This is a genomic window from Burkholderia sp. MSMB1826, assembly GCF_001526325.1.
Classification (GTDB): Bacteria; Pseudomonadota; Gammaproteobacteria; order Burkholderiales; family Burkholderiaceae; genus Burkholderia.
In genome coordinates this window covers 14936-34923 of the sequence record NZ_LOYN01000056.1, presented here as the reverse complement: position 1 = coordinate 34923, position 19988 = coordinate 14936, and the positions used below count along the sequence as shown (strand labels likewise).

The window sequence follows — 19988 nt, the reverse complement described above, 5'->3', positions numbered from 1 at the left end:
CCCGTCAACAGAGAGAAAAAGTCACGTCATGAACGAAAACCGAGGCGCCGCGAAGCACCGGGACGAGTTGCCCCCGCTCAATGCGCTGCGCGCTTTCGACGCGGTTGCGCGGCACGGCAGCTTCGCGGGTGCCGCAGCGGAGCTGCACGTGACCCATTGGGCCGTCGGAAAACAGATCAGGTTGCTGGAGGACTGGTTCGGCCTGCCGTTGTTCGATCGTCGCCCGCGTGGCGTCGTGCTGACCGACGAAGGGGCCGCGTTGCTGAACGACGTCAGCCACGCGTTCGAGCGCCTGGGCACCGCGGTGGTGCGGTTGCGCCACAACCCGTTCGCGCACCGGATATCGGGCGTCGTGCGGGTGAATGTGCCGATGAGCTTTGCGCTTTGCTGGCTGTTGCCGCGGCTCGCCGATTTCCATTCGCGGTATCCCGACATCGACGTCAGGGTGTCGACGACCTCGCGCAAGCTGCGCTATGTCGCGGACGCCTTCGATATCGGCGTTCGCTCCGGGCCGGAGCAAGGCGCGGGCGTCGTGTCGCGCCCGTTGATGCCCGACCTGCGCGTACCGGCCTGCAATCCCGCGTTGTTGCGCCAGCATCCCATCCAGAGTGCGACCGACCTGCGCCATCACACGCTGCTGCATTCGGCCACGACGCGCTCCGCCTGGTCGCACTGGTTGAAGGAAGCGGGGGCTTCCGATCTGCGAGCCGCGCGCCATGTCGAATTCGATCACGTGAATCTTCAGCTTGGCGCGGCCGTCGAAGGGCTCGGCGTGGCGCTGGCGTCGCTGCCGCTGATCGCGCGCGATCTTGCCGAGGGGCGCCTCGTGTGTCCTATCGCATCGCCTGTATGGCGCGCCGACGACTACATGCTGGTGACGAACGCCGATCGCGCCGACGATGCGGCCGTGTCCGCGTTCGACGCATGGATGGAAGGCATGGCGAATCAGGAGGGGGCCAGGCTCGCGGATCAGAGCGGGCGGTGATGCTGCGCCCGCGAGCGAACGCAGTCCAGGGGTTTCTTTGGATTCCTGATGACGAGATTGAAAAACCGGCGACGGTTTTACCAACGGCAGCGTGCTTCGCCGGAGTAGTGCGGTCACTACCCCGGACTGGCGGATCGGCGATCAGAAGCCGTGGAACATGCCGATGTTGACCTGAACCTGGTTGCCGCCCGACGAGGTGTTGCCAAAGTCGGCAGCCGAAGCCTGCGCGCCCTTGGCATGGACGTAGGCGCCCATCGCGTACAGCGCGGTGCTCTTCGACAGCGAGTACGTCGCACCCAGTGACACCTGGTTGATCGAGGCCATCGTGCGACCTTCGGCAGCTTGCTTGGGCGTGGCCGCGGAACCGTATACATACGTGTAACCCGTCGCCAGCGACAGCGCCGGCGTGACCCGGTACTGCAGGAGCGCACCCAGCACGTTGAAGTGGATCGACGGCTGGCCGTCGTTGCCCTGGTACTGAGCGTTCGAGTAGCGCAAGCCCGCCGTGTACGGACCGACCTGGTATTGGGCGGCGATTTGCGCGATGCCTGCGCTCTTGAACGCATTGCCGCCGTTGTAGCCCGAACTCGGATAGCCGAGCGCGCCGCCGAAACTCGGTTGAGCGGTTGCGTTCAACCATCCGTTCTCGCCCTGGTTGGCCGCGTGAAAGTAGCCGCCGGCGACCGTCAGGCCACCTTGAGCGTAGGTCGCGGCCGCCGACCACGATTGACCCGAGCCCATTGAACCGGCAACGCCGCCGAACGAGTACGCACCTTCGGCCTGGAAGCCGTGGATGATCGGCGAAATGTACTTCACCGCATTGTTCTGGTTCGTCGTGTTGTCGTTGTTGTCGACGTCGCCCGGCGTCGAGAACGTCGACGCGGAAATGGCGTCGCCCGTCAGGACCTGAACCATTTCCGTCACGGCATCGAGCTGGCGCCCCATGCGCAGCGCGCCATACTGATCGGACGCGAGACCCACGTAGGCCTGGCGGTTGAACAGCGAACGCGTGGAACCGATGGGCCCTTGGCCGCCTATGCCGCCTGTCGCGATGTTGAAACCATTCTCGATCTTGAATACCGCCTGGAGGCCGCCCCCAAGGTCTTCTTGCCCCCTGAGGCCCCACTTGTTCGAACCCGAGGCGCCGCCGTCGAGGCCGAACCGGCTGTGGCCATTGATGTTCGACGTATAGCCGATACCGGCATCGAGCATGCCATACAGCGTGATCGACGACTGGGCCATGGCTGCCGAAGATGCTGCGAAGGCGGCAACGGCGATGACGCTGATGTTGATTTTCTTGTTTTTCATCTGCATTTCACGGTCAGGGGTGGTTTCGGGATGGATTGAAACGGCTTTTGTCGTATTCACGGCTTGCGCGTCGTCTCGGTCGTGACGGCTGGCGTCATGTTCACCAAAGCGGCATATCGAGTTCGATCATTTCGTGATCCTTAAAAATATGCGTGGAGAACCGCCGAACTGCTCGACCGTCGAACGCCATGCCCGCGCCATACTTGCGCGCCAGGCCGGCGGCGGCGAAACCGGAGGTTGCTCCACCTGCGACGAAAGACGAGCTGGAAATATCGGCGATCCTTGCGGACGGACCGAGCGTCCGGCTCAGCCACTGGCGACGTGCGCCAATCGTTTCGCCGAGCGTCAATAAGGCGTGGTCGCGCTTTGCAAGTGGAAAAACCATATCAGGAACATAAATTCACGTCAAAATTTGTTTGATATAAGTTAATCTCGTTTGATGACCTGGCGCCTTACGGAGTTTCCCTTATAAGGGTCGGCCGAGAACGAAGTGTTATCGAGGTGCGCGCCATCACGCTGATGATGTCGGCGACGGCAAGCGAATGCGGGTGAGGGGGCGATAGCGGGCTGCAAGAACCGCTACGAAGAGCAACGATCTCGGAAAGGAAAGTACCGGTCGGCAGTGCGTGGTGGCGACTGCGCAATACCAGTCAAATTCGATCGATCGACCAGCGGATAGCCGCCGCCGAAAATCGGTCGCCAAGGTTAGTCCTTGGTAACCGTTCCATTTTCTCCCGGATTGCAATAATCGAAGCGGAAAAGGCGATCGTCGAGTACCTGTCCGTATGGGCCAGAAACTCGCGAAACGAGCGAATGACGCTACCGTGCGGCGGTGCGCTGAAGGAGGTGAGCGTGGCGACAGCCGTCGTCGCACGCGAACTCGATCTTCGCGCGGGCGAACGGGCTAATGAGAACGCTGGGCGAACCGGTATTTCCGGGCCGGCAGTCAGCGCCCGGTATCGACCGCCGGTGGCGGCGATCGAACTTCGATCGCAGACGAAATCAGCCCGCGATTTGGCGTTGCATTAGATAGAATTTCATGTCGTCGCGGCCATGCATTGAAATCGGTATCGGATCGCGTTCAAAGCCGAGCATTTCGTAGAACGGGTATGCCGATTCGCGCGCGGTACACCAGAGCAGGGTGCCGCGCTGTTCGCGAACATGGCGAATGGACAGATTGACCAGCAGGCGTCCGAATCCCAGGCCGCGTACCGACGGATGGACGGCCATGCCGCGAAGGCGCCACGCGTCAGCGTTCGAAACGCCGGATTGCGCTTCTTTACACACCGATGCCACGGCAACGATATTGTCGTTGTCACGAACGGCAAAATGCAGGGTCGTTGGGGCGTGGTCTCCGTCCAGCGCGCTGCCCTCTTCATCTCCGGCCATCAAGACTGCGGCCCTCAGGGGATAGGTTTCTTCTGCACGGACGGCACAGATGGTAAAGCGCACATCTTGTGAAGTCATATAATTATCGGCTCTCTTCGTGACGCAGATTTTCTTCCAATTCTCTTTCGGCATACCCACTCGCAAAATTAGCAGTTGCCGGGCACGCCCAGTAAGGGTAATTTCCTATCAGTTTCTTTTTTGAATCATACGCTAACTGCGATCACAGATGACGTCGAAAGTCTCGACAGATGCAGAACTGGCCTACGACGAGATTCGATCGAGGATCTTCGACGGTCGTCTTGCGCCTGGGCAGAAAGTATCCCACCGAGGCCTGTCGGACGAACTGGGTTTCGGCCAAATGCCGGTGCGCAGCGCATTGCATTTGCTCGAATCCGAAGGGCTGGTCGTCGTGATCGAAAAGAGCGGCACTTATGTCGCGTCGCCGACGACCAGCGATCTGCGCGAAATTTTTGAAATGCGGCTGGCCCTGGAGAGTACCGCAGCGTTTCTTGCCGCGAGATCGGGTGTCACGGCAGGTCTTCGCGAGGCGGCGGAAAAAATGCGGAAACTGGTCGACCAGGACGTTTCGGACATCATGCTCGAACAGCGTATCGGTTGGGTGTTTCATCAAGAGTTGTTTGCTGCCGCACGGAACGCGCGAATCTCATCGGCGTATGGTCTATTGCGGGCTCAGACCTTGGCCCTGAACGAACTCCCGCGTGGCGACGCCGAAACCGTCCGGCGCGGCACGATCGAGCACTTGCACATCTTTCAAGCAATCGAAGCGAACGACGGCGAGCTTGCGCGTCAGCATATGTGGAATCACATCGTTGACGGTACGCCGGCACGGATAAAACTGCTAAAGGCGCGGCATGAACACGAAAAATAAAGGGCTTTCTCTTCCGATGCAAATGCTTGGCGGCCTCGTGCTGGGCGCCGCCTGCGGCGTGTTTGCGCCGGGCTTTGCCGCGAAGCTGGGATTTCTGAGCACGATGTTCGGCCACGCGATCAAGATGGTCGTCATGCCGTTGATCTTCCTGTCGGTCACGGTCGGGGTCTTTCGTGCGGGCAGGCTTCGCGAGCGGCTTGGCAAGGTCGCACTGTTCAGCATCGGCTTCTTCGTCTGCATGACGGGCTTGGCCGCATCGTTCGGGCTGCTGCTCAACTTCGTGTTTCGACCGGGTCTCGGGGCGAGCATGACGCACTCCGGATCGATGCCCGCGGCGCTCGCGTCCAGCATCGACTGGACGAAATTTCTCGTCGATTTGATCCCCGCCAACATCGTCGCCGCGCTTTCCGCAGGGAATTCTCTCCCGGTGCTCGTGTTCGGCGTCATTTTCGGCGCGGCATTGTCGGCTGCCCCGGAGCGTGCCGAGCCCGCGATCGCCGTTTTCGAGGCGCTGCTGTCGGGCTTGTTCAAGATGATCCAGTGGGTGATCGCATGGTCGCCGCTCGCGATCTTCGCCGCGATCGCGCAGTTGTTGTCGGCCAAGGGCTTCGCGGGCGCGCATTCGCTCGTCGAGCTGCTGGGCGTGGCCTATCTCGGCATGGCGGTGCTGGCGGTGGTACTCACCATCGTCATTCGCGTCGCCGGTCAGTCGCCGCTTGCCGTGCTCAGGAAGGTGAGGGAGCCGCTGATCCTCGGTTTCACGACGCGTTCGTCCGAAATTACCTATCCGCTGCACCTGAAGAAGCTGGTCGAACTGGGCGTGCCTTACGGCGTGGCGTCCACGATCTTGCCTCTGGCCTATATTTTCAATCGCGACGGCGCGGTGCTCTATACGGCCCTCGCGGTCGGCTACCTGGCCGACGCCTATCACCTTGCCTGGTCCTGGCCGCTGGTGATCACGATTCTGATCCTGACGATCGTCACCATCGACGGAGCGGCCAATGTGCCCTCCGGGGCGATCGTGGCCATCACCATCGTCCTCACGTCGATCGGCTTGCCGGCCGATGCGGTGCTGCTGCTGTTGGGCGTCGACGCCTTTTTCGACATGGGGAGAACCGCCCTCAACGTCTACGGAAGCACGGCGGCAGCGGCCGTTGCGGTGAGGCTTTCCGGTTCGGACAGTATGGCCGCGGAGACCGTGACGCGTCAGGCAAGCGCGTAGGTGCGTCGAAACCGCCGGGCGCCCGCACGCGTCTCGGCGTTGCGCGCGCCCGGTGCGAGGCGCCGGCGTGCGGCCGCTCGGGCATCCGGGGGCGGCGCGGACCGGGTTGGATGAACGAGCGTATGGATCAAGTGGTAGTGGGTAGAGCAACGTATCATTGCAGGAGAAACATGATGGTTGGTTCGGAATCCGCAGATTTTTTCATGCTGCGTTTAGGCACGCCGCATCCGTCGTGGACATTCACCGATGACAGCAACATGATCGGCATTGTCGATTGCGATGGGGTGATGAGCGCCACGTTCGAGCTGGATCGCAACCAGGTCGCACGGATTCGAGGATTGGGCCGATCGGTGGAGAGAATCAAGTGTACCTGCGAGCGCGCCGGCCGGGAGCTGCACTTTTATCTCCATGGCAGACGGGTGTCTCAGGGCGTGTGGGCCGGGGTCGCGTCGGCCGATCCCGACTATCTGCCGACCGACGCGATGATCGCAACATGGGACGTGCCGAAGGCAGTCGATGCGTTCAGGTTGACGGACGTCGATGCAGACATGATCGCTTCGGTTAGCCCGGCCTGAACTGCGATCACAGTTTGTGCGCGGGCTCGAGCCGGAAAGCCACGATCGGCGTGACCGATCGTTCGACATGTCCGTCTGTCTGCACGCGTACGTCGTCTAATGCATGTGGTCCTGGCACACTCAACCTCGGATCGCCAGGACCGATTTGCTGGCCAGTTCATCGGTCAGCGCTTTTTATTCATTGAGCCGATTGAATCGGTTCACTTGCTGCGCGCCCTCCGATCAGGAGGGCGCGCGGCGCTGAGATCTCCTTCGAGCGAGGACGCCGCGAGTCGGCACGCGAGCGCGACGCATCGAGCCGCCCGAAGGAGAGCGCATCATCCTCGATGCCCGGGTGGCGCCGCACCGCCAAGCCGAGCGCTCGCATTCCCGTGCATTTCGCCAACCTGATTACCATGACCCCGACCTTCGTCCCCGTCGCGCACGCCGACGCCGAAACCCTCGTCGCGATCCGCATCGCCGCGATGCGCGACAGCCTCGAACGCATCGGCCGTTTCGATCCGCAGCGTGCGCGCGACCGGTTTCTCGCGTCGTTCGATCCGGCGCTCTGCCGTTTCATCGAAGTCGACCATTCGCGTGCGGGCTTCTACACGCTCCGCCCGATGGCGGATCACTGGTTGCTCGACCACCTGTACATCGTGCCCGCGCATCAGGGGAGAGGCATCGGCGCCGCCGTGCTGCGCGAGCTTCTTGCCGAAGCCGACGCACACCGGATGCCCGTTCGCGTCGGCGCATTGCGCGGCAGCGACTCGAACCGCTTCTACGAACGGCACGGCTTCGTGCGAACCGACGAAGCGGAGTGGGACATCTACTACCGGCGCGAACCCGGTGCGTCGACGACATAGCGTGCGTGCGATGCAGGCCGGTTGAACTCGACACGCGCGCATTAGCGTTTCCACCAATGCGGAAAATGCGGAGCCGGCCGATGTTGCAGAGAGAGCGTAAATAATTGATCCGAGGCCGATTATGACGACATCTGCAACAAACGACGCGAATGCCGTGCCGTTAGAAACGTCCGACAGCGCGGCGGCATCCGGCGACGCAGACCGTGCCCCGTCGATCCTGCTGGTCGACGACGAACCGAACGTGCTGTCGGCGCTCAGGCGTGTGTTTCGGCCCACCGGCTACGACATCGTGACCGCCGACAGCGGCGAGGCCGCGCTCGAGATCCTGGCGTCGACCGACATCGACCTGATCGTGTCCGACATGCGGATGCCGCACATGAGCGGCGCGGAATTCCTGGCGCGCGCGCGGGGGCTGTACCCGGACACGATGCGCATTTTGCTGACCGGCTACGCGGAGATCGCGTCGGTCATGCAGGCCGTCAACGAAGGCGGCGTGTATCGCTACCTGAACAAGCCGTGGGACGATCACGACCTGCTGTTGACCATCGAGCAGGCGCTGGAGCAGCGCCGTCTGCGTCGCGAAGCGGCCCGGCTGGCGGCGCTGACGGAGGCGCAGAACGAAGCGCTGCGCCGTTTCAATACGGACCTCGAAACGCAGGTGCGCGCGCGCACCGAAGAGCTTGGCCAGACGGTGATGTTTCTCGAGGCGGCGCAAAGCGACCTGAAAAGCAGTTTCACGGCGATGGTCCAGGTGTGCGCGAGCATGATCGAGCTGCGCTGCGGGGCCGCGAGCGGGCATGCGATGCGGGTCGGCGAAATCGCGCGACGGCTCGCGCTGGCGGCCGGGATGAGCGAGCTGCATGCGCAGGACGTCTATTTCGCCGGGCTGCTGCACGGCATCGGCAAGCTGTCGCTGCCGGACGAATTGCTGCACAAGCCGCTCGCGCGGATGACGACGGACGAGCACCGCATGTTTCAGGAGCATCCGTTGCGTGCGCAGATGGTGCTCACGCCGGTCGCGCAGCTGCACAAGGTCGCGTCGATCGTGTTGCACCAGTACGAGCGCTTCAACGGCCGCGGCACACCGGACGGCCTGGTCGGCGACGCGATCCCGGTCGGGTCGCGGATCGTCGCGATCGCGCGCGATTTCGAAGGGCTGCGCAACGGCGAAATCGGTGCGCCGCATTCGATCGAACAGGCGATCGACGTGTTGCGCTCGCAGGCGAGCGTGCGCTACGACCCGCAACTGGTCGCGCGCTTCGTCGAGTTGATGCGGGATCCGGCGAGTCTCGGCATCGCGGCGTCCGTCGCGGAAATCCGGTCGGCTCAACTGCGCGAGGGGATGCAGCTCGCCGACGATCTGCGCACGCATCGCGGCGTGTTGTTGATGACGAAAGGCAGCGTGATGTCCGCGCACCAGATCGAGCTCGTGCGCCGCTTCGAGACGCGCGAGGGCACGCCGTTCGACATTCTCGTGCTGGCCCGTCCGGCCGGGCAGCCGCACGCACCCCACGCAGGCGCGCCGCCGGCCTGACGTCGAAACGCCGGCCCGATCGCCGCGGGGCGCGCGACCGCCCGCGCCGCGGCGATGCATTCAACCCGTTCGGGGCGTCCGATCATGCATGGCATCTACAACGTTCCGCTCGTCCTGCTGTCGCTCGCGATCGCGACGCTTGCGTCCTATACGACGCTCGACCTCGCCGCGTTCATCTCGCTGCTCGACGATCCGAAGCTCAAGCGCGCATGGCTGGGCGGCGGCGCGGCGGCGATGGGCACCGGAATCTGGTCGATGCATTTCGTCGGCATGCTCGCGTTTTCGTTGCCGGTGCCGCTCGGCTATGCATGGCAGGAAACCGGCGCATCGCTGGCGATCGCGGTGCTCGTATCGTATTTCGCGCTGAACGTCGTCACGCGCGCACGGCTCGCCTGGTGGCGGCTGTGCGCGGGCGGCGCGCTGATGGGCGGCGGGATCGCGGGCATGCATTACACGGGGATGGCCGCGATGCACATGCAGCCCGGCATTCGCTACGATGCCGCGCTGTTCGCCGCGTCGATCGGCATCGCGGTGATCGCGTCGACGGCCGCACTGTGGATCGCGCAGGCGCTGCGCATGCAGCAGGCGCGCCATGCGACCGCGCAACGCATCGGCGCGGCCGTCGTCATGGGCATCGCGATTACCGGCATGCATTACACGGCGATGGCGGCCGCGCATTTCGCGCCGGATGCGCGGTGCGGCGCCGCGAACGGGGTCGACGCGCCGTGGCTCGCAACGACGGTCGCGCTGTTTACGATGGCGACGTTGGTCGTCACGCTGCTGGTGTGCCGTTTCGATGCGCGTACAACTTTCCTGCGCGGGATGACCGACACGCTCGAACGGCTCGTGCGGGTGAGAACGAGCGAACTCGAACGCGCGCTGCATAGCTATGAGCAAACGACACGGATGCTGCAACGCACGCGCGAGAACATGGCGGCCGAGATCGACGAACGCAAGGCCGCGCACGCGCTGCTCGAACAGGAGAAGGACGAACAGCGGCGTTTGCTGCAGGCGCTCGAGGAAACGCACGACCAGTTGCTGCAGTCTGAAAAGCTCGCGTCGATCGGCCAGCTCGCGGCCGGCGTCGCGCACGAGATCAACAATCCGATCGGCTTCGTCAGCGCGAACCTCAATACGTTGAAGACGTGGGTGCGCAGCCTGCTCGACGTGATCACCGCACATGAAGCCGTGCTGCCGCAGCTCGACTCCGCCACCCGCGACGCGTTGACGGCCGTGCGCCGCGCGGCGGATCTCGACTATGTCCGGGACGAGATCGCGATGTTGATCGACGAATCGATCGACGGCGCGCTACGCGTGCGGCGCATCGTGCAGGACCTGCGCGATTTCTCGCGCCCGGCCAGCGACGAATGGAGCGTGGTCGATCTCCATGCGGGCCTCGAGAGCACGCTCAACGTCGTCCACAACGAACTCAAGTACAAGGCCGATATCGTGCGCGATTACGGCGATGTCCCGCACGTCGAATGCCTGCCGTCGCAGCTGAATCAGGTTTTCATGAACCTGCTGGTCAACGCGGCGCAGGCGATTCCGGAGCGCGGCGTGATCACGATCCGCACGTCGAGCGACGGCGATCACGTGTCGATCGCGATCAGCGATACCGGCGCCGGCATGACGCTCGACGTCGCGCGGCGGATCTTCGATCCGTTCTTCACCACGAAGCCGGTCGGGCAGGGCACGGGGCTCGGACTGTCGGTATCGCACGGCATCGTCGAGCGTCATCGCGGCACCATCGACGTGACCAGCGAGCCGGGGCGCGGCACGACGTTCCGGATACGGTTGCCGGTTCGACGTGCGGCCGACCGCACGAACGCGGTCGCGCTGGCGCAACGGGCGTGACGACACGACGCCATGACGGCGAGCGGTCGCGGGCGCCGTGTGTCACGCCGATCGCTTGCGGCGCTGACGGCGAAAGAAATGCCAGAACATCGCGGTCGCGTCCGGCCCCGTGGCGGAATGGAACGGCTCGTCCGGATCTCCGCCGCTCCATGCATGCCGCAGCCCGCGAACGACACACACCCTGACGACCAGCCGTCCACGCTTCAGATAATCGATGTAGTCCGCCTCGTCCTGCGCGTAGCGGCGTTGCTCGCCGACGCGGATCGCGCCGTGTTCGTCGACGAGCCGGTTGAGTCGCGCGAACGCGATGCCGAGCTGCGTCGCATTGCGGTCGGTCACGACCGTGTCGAGCGCGCCGTGCACGACGAGCGCCGGCATGCCGGGATAGGACGCGACGTCGGCGCACGCGTCGAGCACTTGGATCGGATCGTCGCGGATGCCGCGACGCATCAGGCTCATCGCGGCCATCGTCGACGACGGCGGCGCGAGGGCCGGGCCCGAGTGCAGGCCGACCGCCGCGAAGCGGTCGGGATACCGTATCGCCAGCGCCGCGGCGAGTCCGGCGCCTGCGGACATGCCGGCCACGTAGATCCGGTCGCGATCGAAGCCGTGGCGCCGCACGATGGCGTCGACCAGCGATGCGACGGCCGCGGCTTCGGACTGGGTCGCGTCGCCATGCCAGTGCCAGCAGCGATGCGCATGGGCCGTCTTGGCCTGCTCGGGAAACAGCACGGCGAACCCGGACCGCTCCGCGAGACGGCACATACGCGTGCCCGCGGCGAACGATTCGGCAGTCTGCTTGCAGCCGTGCAGCATCACGATAGCCGGCATGCCCGCCGTTGCCGAAGGGGCGACGGGGAGATACAGCGCGTACGCAAGATGGTTCACGAGCCGGCCGGCGCTCGGGCCGGCGGAATGAAACGAGCGGAGCCAGGTGCCGGGCGGCTTGGCCGACGGGGGGCGCGCGCCGTGCGTGGAGCCGGTCCGTCCGGCGGTACGGACGGTGGCGGCGGGCTTGGCGGTCCGCGGGGTGGCCTTTTTGGTCGCCTTCTTGACGGCCGGCCGCGACCTGCCGACCGGCTTCTTCGGGCGCGCGCCGGTCGCGATGGCAAACAGGTCGAGAGGCCGCAACCAGAGGCTGGATTTTTTCCTGGGCATATGCAGTTTCGTGCCGGCGGCCGGCCGTGGCAGGAAAATATGGCCGAATCCGGCGTCGGGATGAAGGTAGAGCGAGCGCGGCGCAAGGTTCGTACTGCCGGTGCCGCGGCAATCGAACGGCGTCGCACCGATCGTCGGCCATGCTAGCTGCCCGGCGTGACGTGTGTGCGAATCGAAGGTCGCTTCGGCCCTGTCGCGATCCCCATTCAGTAGCATATCGTCCAAAGGCGCCGGATATCGGCGCTCGACAGCGGCAGGCGGGCGCGCGGTCGATCGAAGCGGCCGCTCGACGCGCTTCGCCCACGCCGCCGAAAACGACCACGGCGATCGAATCGCCGGCTGACACCGATATTCACGTAATATCGTGCGGTTCGACCGAAGTGCCCATCGTTCATTCCGTTGTGAGGAGCGCCATGCGGCTTGCTGATTTCATCGTACGGAACATGGAACCGATCCTGGTGCAGTGGGAAGCGTTCGCCGCCACCCTGTTACCGGCCGCGAGGAACATGAACTCGATCGGGCTACGCGATCACGCGCGTGAGATTCTGACCGCCGTCGCGAGGGACATCGCGACACCCCAAACGAGAGAAGCGCAACGCCTAAAATCGCTGGGGCACGCGCCCGAGCCGGTGAATGCCGGAGAGACGGCCGCCGAGACTCATGCCACCCTGCGTGCCCGGCGGGGCTTCAACATCAACCAGCTGGCAGCCGAGTATCGGGCGCTGCGCGCCAGCGTGCTGCGCCTGTGGATCGACGAGTGTCGGCCGGGCGTGCCCCATCTGGACGACGTGATTCGCTTCAACGAGGCGATCGATCAAGCGCTGGCGGAATCCGTCGCCTTTTTTACCGAAGAGGTCGAGCAGGCTCGCAACTTGCTCCTCGGCATGCTGGGCCACGACATGCGCACGCCGCTGCAGACGATCCTGGTCACGGCGTCGTATCTCGCCGCGCTCAATGCGGGCGAGGAGGTATCGGAAGCAGCCGCGCGGCTGATCAGAAGCGGTGCCCGCATGCACGGCCTTCTCGACGATCTCTGCGATTTCAATCGAACCCAGCTCGGACTGGGCATCAACGTCGTTCCCCGCAAGATCGATCTCGCGCACGTGCTCGTCAATGTGGTGGACGAATTGCGGGCAGGTCATCCCGATCGCGAAATTACGCTCGATATGAGCGGCGATCTTCGAGGTGAATGGGACGATCAGCGAATGCAGCAACTGTTGAGTAATCTGGTGAGCAATGCCGTCAAGTACGGCGCGGCCGGGACACCGGTGCGGGTGATGGCCGAGGCGAGCGGCGCGGAAGTGCTCATCGAGGTCGGCAATAACGGCCCGGCCATCGATCGGCTCACGCTGGACCGCATCTTCGATCCGCTCCAGCGCGGAGCGGATGGTTCGGATAGAACCGGTGACGATGCCGGCCTCGGACTCGGCTTGTTCATCGCCAACGAAATTGCCAAGGCGCATCGCGGCCGGATCGACGCGCGGTCCGATCAGACGGAAACCGTATTCGCGGTGCGGCTGCCAAGAGGCGCGTGAGGCGGGGCAGTCGCGGAACAGGGCCGTGCCCAGCAAAGCCCCGACCATGTGGCGCTCGACCTCTTTCACGGCAATCCTTGCTTTCGATCCGGCCGGCGCGCGTCAAGGCCGATCGGTCATTTTCCCGAAGATCAGCGGCATGGCGTCCGCATCCATCGCTGCCATGTCCACAAGTTGCAGCGACTTCACCATCGCCAGCGTGGAACGCTTGTACTTCAGGAAATGCGGCGAGTCGATATGCGTATCGTAGGCATCGCGGTCGGCATAAACTTCCAGGATTCTGATGTGCGTCGGGCTGTCCTTCCGAGCCATCGGGAAAATGCACAATACTCCCGGCTCGACGCGCACCGAAGTACGAGCCTCCTCGTTCAGAATGCGCCGATATTCTTCGAGGTGCTGACTGAATACCTCGATTTCGGAGATGCGGACCAACATCGTCGGCTCCTGAGCATGGACGTTACGTTGCTGCCCCAACGCCAGCACCGCACACGCCGCCACGCGCGCGAAGACGATATGGCGGCGGCACGGTGAATGGATTCTTCATATCTCGTTCTGTTTCGATGTTCAGCCGGCAGCGGCACGTTCAACGGCGGCCGCGAGTGCGCACGCTACCGCCATCCGTTGTTTCACCGCTCATGACCTTCAGTGCCGAGGCGGCGAAATCGTCGGCGGGTCCGCCGGCAGCGGCGGCATGATACCGTCCACCGGATGCGGGACATACGGTGCTTCGAGCGCGGCGATTTCGTCCGAGGTCAATGCGAAGTCGAGCGCGCCGATCGCGGTGGCGAGATGCTCGGGCTTCGTTGCCCCGATGATCGGCGCGGTGATCGCAGGCTTCGTCAGTAGCCACGCCAGTGCGACGTGCGCACGCGGGACGCCGTGTGCTTCGGCGATGCGCGCGACGACGTCGACCACCTTCCGATCCTGGATCTCAGCGTTTCGATACATTTGCAGCGCAAAGGCATCGTTCTGCGTGCGGCGCGTGGTTTCGCTCCAGTCGCGCGTCAGCCTGCCGCGCGCCATCGGACTCCACGGAATGACCCCGACGCCTTGGTCCGCGCAAAGGGGCAGCATTTCGCGTTCCTCTTCCCGGTAGAGAAGGTTGTACTGCGGCTGCATGGAGACGAAGCGGGTCCAGCCGTTGCGTTCCGCGACGTGCTGCATCTTCGCGAAGCGCCATGCCTCCATCGACGATGCGCCGATGTAGCGGGCTTTGCCCGACTTCACGATGTCGTGCAGCGCTTCCATCGTTTCCTCCACGGGCGTGCCGTGGTCGAAACGGTGGATCTGGTAGAGGTCGACGTAATCCATCCCGAGCCGGCTCAGGCTGTCATCGATCGACTGAAGCAGCGCCTTGCGCGAGAGAAACCCGGTATTGGGCGAGTTGCGCCACGGAAAGAACGCCTTGGTGGCGACGACGATCTCTTCGCGCCGTGCCATGTCTTTCAGCGCCCGGCCCGTGATTTCTTCGGAGCTTCCGCCCGAATAGATATTGGCGGTGTCGAAGAAGTTGATGCCCGCTTCGAGGGCCTGCCGAAAAAACGGACGGGAGGCCGCTTCATCCAGCGACCACGGTTGCGGCAGCCGGGCGGGCTCCCCGTAGCTCATGCATCCCAGGCAAAGTCGCGATACTTTCAGGCCCGTTCGGCCCAGATTGACATATTCCATATTCACCTTCAAAAGTCTCTGGCGATACGGACGCCGACAGACGTCCTGCGCGACGTCCGTGGTCGACGATCGCCGTTGCGCGATCGTTCGCCTAAAACCACGGACCTGCTTCTGGCTGGACGCAGCCGACGCGCTCAGGCGTCGCGCGACGCGAACAGCGACTCCCAGCCGACGAACGGGCCGAGCGGAATGATCTCCCAGTCGATCAGGCCGACCTTGGCCAGCGGAAACTCGGCGAGCGCCTGCCGCGCGGCATCGACCGAATCGCTTTCGGCAATGATGGCAACGCCCGGGCGATCCTGACGGAAGGAGATTTCGCGCACGAAGCCGTTTTTATACAGATGCCACGCATGGCGCACTTCGTCGAGCAAGTGCGGTTGGTAGGCTTGCGGGCTGGCGCCCGGCAGCGGGACGTCGAGGCAAAGCAATTTCATCGTGCGGCTCCTGATTTGAACTGGCTGGCCACTTGCGCGACGCGCTCGCCAAGATAGGCAGCCGTATCGATATCGCTTTGGATGGGAGTGACTTCCGGGGACGCGTCGTCCGATTGCGCCATCGCGCCGAGCCAGCCGCCGACGCGATTCTTCTCCTGCGGCGATTTGCCCGGAAAGATATCCAGTCCGACCCAGATCATCCCGTGCTGGGCGGCGAACAACGCCATCGTGACGAGGGAATTCAGCTTGTCGCCATGCATCGCGCCCGAATTCGTGAAGCCCGCGGCAATCTTGTTTCGCCACGACTGGGGGATCCACGCGGGGCGCGTCGAATCCTCCATCACCCGCTTGAGCCGGGCGCTGACGGTGCCGTTGTAGGTAGGCGAACCGAAGATGATCGCGTCGCTCGCGGCGAGTTCGTCCCAAGGCATGTCGCCGTCTGCCACGGCGATCAACCGCGCTTCGGCACCCGGCACGCGACGCACGCCTTCTGCCACGGCGTGTGCCTGCTTCGCGGTGTGGCCATAGCCACTGTCGTAGATAATCGTAATGAGCATTGAAGTCTCGCAAGCTTCGGAGGGGTGGGGCGATGGCCAACATTGTCGCCAGCGGCATTCGTTACGAGAAGTTATGGCAGGGTTGAACCACCATCAACTGGAAGTTTAGAATCCCCGTGCGCGGCAATACGGAAGCGCGATGTCCGTCATGGAGGAAACGTGGATTCTTCGCAGCGCGTTCGCGCCATCATTTCGCTCGTCCAGGCCGTGGACGCGGGAAGCTTCGCGGCGGCGGCACGACAACTGGGCGTCACGTCCGCCGCCGTGAGCAAGAACGTGGCGGGCCTCGAAAAGGCCTTGGGCGTGAGACTGATGAATCGCACGACCCGCACGCTGAAGTTGACCGACGAAGGGGAGGCGTTTCTGCGCCACGCGCGCATTGCGCTCGAAACGCTGGATGCCGCAATCGATACCGTGTCGGCGCAGCGCGCGGTGCCGGCCGGGCGCGTGCGGATTTCGACGAGCTCGGCGTTCGGGCAAAACCACGTCCTTCCGGCGCTGCCCGCGTTGCTCGCGCGTTATCCGGGCCTGTCGGTCGAGGTCGACTTTGACGATCGGGTCGTCGATATTGTCCGGGACGGCTACGATATTGCGGTCAGAGGCGGCAACATTCCGGACTCCGCGCTCGTGACCCGCCCGATTTGTCGCTTGAATACGGTGCTGGTTGCGTCTCCCGACTATCTGGCGAACCATGGAGTGCCCCAAACGCCCGACGCGTTGCACGCGCACCGACTCATTGCACGTCGATTCCTGAGCGGTCAGGTCGCACCGTGGAGCTTCAAGGGCGACGACAAAAGCATCACGACGCTGGACCCGTCCAGCAAGGCAATGCTGACGCTCTCCGCGCCGGAATCTCTAGTCCAGGCCGCATGCGACGGCGTTGGAATTGCGGAGGTCGGCGTTCATCTTGCGTGGGCGTGGCTGCGTTCCAACTCGTTGAAGGTGGTCTTGCATAAGTTTCACCATCCCGGAACCTACGAGATGGTGATGCAGTACCCTCACCGAGCACTCGTGGCGCCACGCGTGCAAGTTACCGTGAAACATCTGCTGAAGGCGCTCACGGCTGATCGCAAACTGCATGTGTCTCTGGATGCGTTGGATGCCTACGCCGCGTAGCGGTAGCCATCGTCCAGTATTACCGGGGCTTGCGTTGTCCTCGTCGGTCTAACCATGTGGTGCTGCGTGGGCAAAGCGCGGGCGGCGTCGCGAGTGTCGCAAGTATTCATCGAGGGATCGATGAAGGTTCAAACCGATGTGCGCATTCGATGCGATGATAGGTGGCTTCGGCGCGATCTGAGCCGGACAGCGACGGACTCGCGGGACCAGCTGTCCATTCTGCGTTGGGTGGGGTTCGGCCCGGTGCAGTCGTCCGGAACTCGGAGTCGGATGGCCCCGATCGAGCCGAAAGCAGACGCGGAAAGGCATAATGGCTTCACTTCGAATCGTGACTAGGGTCATCCAGTGACGTGCCATGGTTTTCGGCCTCTGGCATTTGTACATCGGGATTGGATTCATCCAGGGGTTGCGCATTAATCCGTTCCACATAGCCCCAGGCAGGTTCACTAGAAACAGGGGTACATTTAATTCGATAAAATAACTCGCTGGGATTAAAGCCGCTGAGCATTTCCTTGACAACATACGTATCGCCCGCTTCAAGAGTACGTATGACTTTGCTGTCCCGCGCTGGCCGTTCAAACAAGGGCTGTCCCACGTAAGCATCGGGCGTTTCATAAGGCTTGTCTTCACTGGCTGTACGTGCAGCCCGGATGTGTTCATGTTTTCTACGGATAGCTTCGATTGTCAGGTCAAGGCATCTGGACGCGTTCTCATGATTCGAACTGTTGGCCGCATATGCGGCGGGAAGCCGAATGTACCATTCCCCATTTATTTCCAGCCGAATCGCCTCGGGAGTAAGGCGCCGAATATTATTAAGGATTTGCGTGTTGATTCCCCACTCCATCGCGTCTATCCGCCAAGTTTCATAGTTGATTTGGACGTAATCGAAAGGAGTTTTTACATTGTCTCGTATCCACTCTGCGTTACGGGTCCAGTAATGGGCTTTCCAGCCAGTGCCGAGAAGCCCGAGCCCCAGAAGGCCACCAGGAAAAGGCGAGTTTGCGGTCGTGTTGCGATATGGATAAATACAGTAGTCGTTTTCGAACTCTAAAAAGAAAGCCTTGCGCGTGGAGATCAAGGTTTTAGCATAGTCGCTCTTTGCGAGAGCAGACACGGCGTCATCCAGAAAAGGCCGAGAGATCGTGTTGCCAACAACCTCAACGAGAAATATTTCTCTAAGAGGCTTACCCACCGCCGAATTCAAAACTGCGTCGATCGCCATTTTGGCTGCACTCAGATGTCCTTGAACAGTCAACGGTTCCATCACTTGACCGTAATGCTTCGCAGTCACCCTCAACTTGTTCATCGCTTTGAGCGTCCCGGACTTTGGTATCTTCATTCCTAGCTGCCCAAGCGCCGAAATCATCTCATCGAAAGTAAACTTCTCGATTGCGCGTTCTTCGTCCAACTGTTTCTCAATCAAGACAGCCAGAAAAACAAGTTCAACGGCATCCTGAAGCACGATCAATCCTGCAGTCGCTAGATAACGATCGCCAAGCCCGCATTGTCGTTCTGCCTGCTCGAGGAGTGCGCGTGCTGTTATGAGAATTTGAAGAGTTGCTTCCTTCACGATCGGCTTCATTGGTCAGGAGGAAAATAGAATGCCACATCTTTTCGTGTAGCCCGAACGGCTGCTACTTGCTAGGAAGTAGCCGTTTGAGCTAAGAACCAGTTATGGGTCAGGGTCGGTTCAATAATATTTTTTGGAAATCGAGGTGTACTTGATTCGGCTAAAGTTTTGTCATACAAAATGATCATCTCGCGGTAGCGCTCAAATTTTGTTCCAGTTCCCCGCGATCGAGGCGATAGCCGCAGAGATACGAGAATCCGTCGCTTCTGCTCAATGGTAGGTAGTTCAAGGAGTTAGGTAGTGCCGGCGCGCTTTCGGAAATCCTTCGGCGTGGAATTGGTTTCCCGCTTGAAGAACTTGCAGAATCGATCCGCTCCCTCGAATCCCAACCGGTCGGACAGTAGCCCGATGGGGAGGTCGGTGTGTGTGAGTAACCGTTTGGCCTCCAGCACGATTCGCCTCGAGATGTATGCCTTGGCGCTGATGCCTTGCGCTGCCAGAGTAGCCCGCGTCAAGCTCTTCTCGGTGCATCCAAGGTGGTTGGCATAGTCGCGCACCTGGCTCCACTGTGTGAATCGCTGTTCCACCAATTCCTGGAACTGCCGGAACCGCAGCGACATGCCTGCATGCTGCAACGCAGGTGCGTGGTTTCGTCCGTGCAGGACAGCCAGCCACGTAAGTAGGGCGTAGAAGCGGTAACGCAGTAACGCGTGCACGTCGGCGTTCAGGCAATTTGCCGACATGTCGCCCCCCTCGACGCTCAGTTGGCCATCAGGCATTTTCGCCGTCCTTAGGAGAGCATCGTCCTGGATACGCTGGATATCCTGCACGGCCCACTTCAAGTCTGACGGATCAAGGCGAATACGGCCAGGTAGGCGATCCAGGACTGGCACTCTTTCGGCCTTATCCCGCGCGGCCTGCTCCGATAGCAGAAACTCCGGACGGAGCAGCACCATCCAGCCATCCCAGTCCTCGTCGCTTCCGAAGTTGTGGGCTTGGCCCGGACGCAGCGTGAGCAATGTCCCCACACTGCACGCCGCCGGTTCGAAATCTACAAATTGCGTGCATTGCCCTTCGGTCACGCAGATCAGCATGTAGAACTCGTAGCAGTACGTCTTGCGCATGGCCTGTACCGTCGAGCGACGCTTGAGATCCGACAAACGGAACACCTCAAGATCATACGGGTAGGGTCTAGCTGCGTTATAGGCTAGGCGCTCTACCGTTGGTCGGGCCGTCGTACTCCTCGGGTACCTCTTTTGTGCTTGCATCCAATGGAATGTCCGGTATGTGCAATAAAGTGATCATCATATCGCAAAAAAAGATGCCTCTTACGGCACATAATTGCAATT

General features: G+C 62.3%; 19 protein-coding genes. 9 read left to right on the top strand and 10 right to left on the bottom strand.

Translation table 11 applies throughout. The annotated features are described in order from the left end of the window. The first annotated feature begins 28 nt into the window (after positions 1–28). Positions 29–985, top strand: coding sequence for a transcriptional regulator GcvA (gene gcvA, locus WS95_RS30190; protein ID WP_059780690.1), 957 nt, complete (start codon positions 29–31; stop codon positions 983–985). A 141-nt stretch (positions 986–1126) separates the two neighbouring features. Here the strand turns inward: gcvA and WS95_RS30185 are convergent, their stop codons facing one another. The 3 genes from WS95_RS30185 to WS95_RS30175 form a co-directional block, all read right to left on the bottom strand. Beyond that, positions 1127–2293 carry a porin gene (locus WS95_RS30185; RefSeq protein WP_059827695.1) on the bottom strand — a complete coding sequence of 389 codons (1167 nt, stop codon included), beginning with the start codon at positions 2291–2293 and terminating at the stop codon, positions 1127–1129. A gap of 100 nt (positions 2294–2393) precedes the next feature. Then, positions 2394–2678 (bottom strand): hypothetical protein, encoded by a 285-nt coding sequence (locus WS95_RS30180; RefSeq protein ID WP_059827676.1) that lies wholly within the window; start codon positions 2676–2678, stop codon positions 2394–2396. A 617-nt stretch (positions 2679–3295) separates the two neighbouring features. Next, a complete protein-coding gene (locus WS95_RS30175; RefSeq protein ID WP_034208995.1) occupies positions 3296–3760 on the bottom strand; it encodes a GNAT family N-acetyltransferase in 465 nt (154 codons plus the stop codon). A gap of 148 nt (positions 3761–3908) precedes the next feature. Here WS95_RS30175 and WS95_RS30170 point away from each other — a divergent pair, with 148 nt between their 5' ends. From WS95_RS30170 to WS95_RS30145, 6 genes are all read left to right on the top strand, one after another. After that, positions 3909–4571, top strand: coding sequence for a GntR family transcriptional regulator (locus tag WS95_RS30170; RefSeq protein ID WP_034208996.1), 663 nt, complete (start codon positions 3909–3911; stop codon positions 4569–4571). After that, a complete protein-coding gene (locus WS95_RS30165; RefSeq protein WP_082725049.1) occupies positions 4555–5793 on the top strand; it encodes a dicarboxylate/amino acid:cation symporter in 1239 nt (412 codons plus the stop codon). The genes WS95_RS30170 and WS95_RS30165 overlap by 17 nt, the downstream gene beginning before the upstream one ends. 170 nt (positions 5794–5963) lie before the next feature. Beyond that, the gene (locus WS95_RS30160; RefSeq protein WP_059827674.1) at positions 5964–6368 is read left to right on the top strand and encodes a hypothetical protein; all 405 of its coding nucleotides are present in this window, start codon (positions 5964–5966) and stop codon (positions 6366–6368) included. 395 nt (positions 6369–6763) lie between these two features. Next, positions 6764–7213, top strand: a complete 450-nt coding sequence (locus tag WS95_RS30155) for a GNAT family N-acetyltransferase (protein ID WP_059827693.1) — start codon at positions 6764–6766, stop codon at positions 7211–7213. Between the two features lie 121 nt (positions 7214–7334). Continuing rightward, positions 7335–8747 carry an HD domain-containing phosphohydrolase gene (locus WS95_RS30150; protein ID WP_059827672.1) on the top strand — a complete coding sequence of 471 codons (1413 nt, stop codon included), beginning with the start codon at positions 7335–7337 and terminating at the stop codon, positions 8745–8747. Between the two features lie 84 nt (positions 8748–8831). Beyond that, entirely contained in the window at positions 8832–10601 is a 1770-nt protein-coding gene (locus WS95_RS30145; protein ID WP_059827670.1) for a histidine kinase, read from the top strand. A 42-nt stretch (positions 10602–10643) separates the two neighbouring features. Here the strand turns inward: WS95_RS30145 and WS95_RS30140 are convergent, their stop codons facing one another. Beyond that, positions 10644–11759: an extracellular catalytic domain type 1 short-chain-length polyhydroxyalkanoate depolymerase gene (locus WS95_RS30140; protein WP_059827691.1), complete on the bottom strand. Its 1116-nt coding sequence runs from the start codon at positions 11757–11759 to the stop codon at positions 10644–10646. Between the two features lie 413 nt (positions 11760–12172). Between WS95_RS30140 and WS95_RS30135 the strand changes: the two genes are divergently transcribed. Then, complete coding sequence (locus tag WS95_RS30135) at positions 12173–13294, top strand: sensor histidine kinase (RefSeq protein ID WP_059827668.1); 1122 nt, start codon at positions 12173–12175, stop codon at positions 13292–13294. Between the two features lie 102 nt (positions 13295–13396). On the opposite strand, the gene WS95_RS30130 is transcribed toward WS95_RS30135, so the two are convergent. The 4 genes from WS95_RS30130 to WS95_RS30115 all read right to left on the bottom strand — a co-directional run bounded on the left by WS95_RS30130 (position 13397) and on the right by WS95_RS30115 (position 15953). Continuing rightward, positions 13397–13729, bottom strand: coding sequence for a putative quinol monooxygenase (locus WS95_RS30130; RefSeq protein WP_059827689.1), 333 nt, complete (start codon positions 13727–13729; stop codon positions 13397–13399). Between the two features lie 207 nt (positions 13730–13936). Further along, positions 13937–14962, bottom strand: coding sequence for an aldo/keto reductase (locus WS95_RS30125; RefSeq protein ID WP_059827666.1), 1026 nt, complete (start codon positions 14960–14962; stop codon positions 13937–13939). Between the two features lie 134 nt (positions 14963–15096). Further along, positions 15097–15396, bottom strand: a complete 300-nt coding sequence (locus WS95_RS30120) for a hypothetical protein (RefSeq protein WP_059827664.1) — start codon at positions 15394–15396, stop codon at positions 15097–15099. Continuing rightward, positions 15393–15953 carry a flavodoxin family protein gene (locus tag WS95_RS30115; RefSeq protein WP_059827663.1) on the bottom strand — a complete coding sequence of 187 codons (561 nt, stop codon included), beginning with the start codon at positions 15951–15953 and terminating at the stop codon, positions 15393–15395. The genes WS95_RS30120 and WS95_RS30115 overlap by 4 nt, the downstream gene beginning before the upstream one ends. 159 nt (positions 15954–16112) lie before the next feature. Between WS95_RS30115 and WS95_RS30110 the strand changes: the two genes are divergently transcribed. Beyond that, a complete protein-coding gene (locus WS95_RS30110) occupies positions 16113–17069 on the top strand; it encodes a LysR family transcriptional regulator (protein ID WP_059827661.1) in 957 nt (318 codons plus the stop codon). A 316-nt stretch (positions 17070–17385) separates the two neighbouring features. Here WS95_RS30110 and WS95_RS35215 read toward each other — a convergent pair whose 3' ends face one another. Both WS95_RS35215 and WS95_RS30105 read right to left on the bottom strand, forming a co-directional pair. Further along, entirely contained in the window at positions 17386–18639 is a 1254-nt protein-coding gene (locus WS95_RS35215) for a hypothetical protein (protein WP_156444611.1), read from the bottom strand. 293 nt (positions 18640–18932) lie between these two features. Next, positions 18933–19808 (bottom strand): AraC family transcriptional regulator, encoded by an 876-nt coding sequence (locus WS95_RS30105; protein ID WP_082747030.1) that lies wholly within the window; start codon positions 19806–19808, stop codon positions 18933–18935. Positions 19809–19988: the final 180 nt, after the last annotated feature.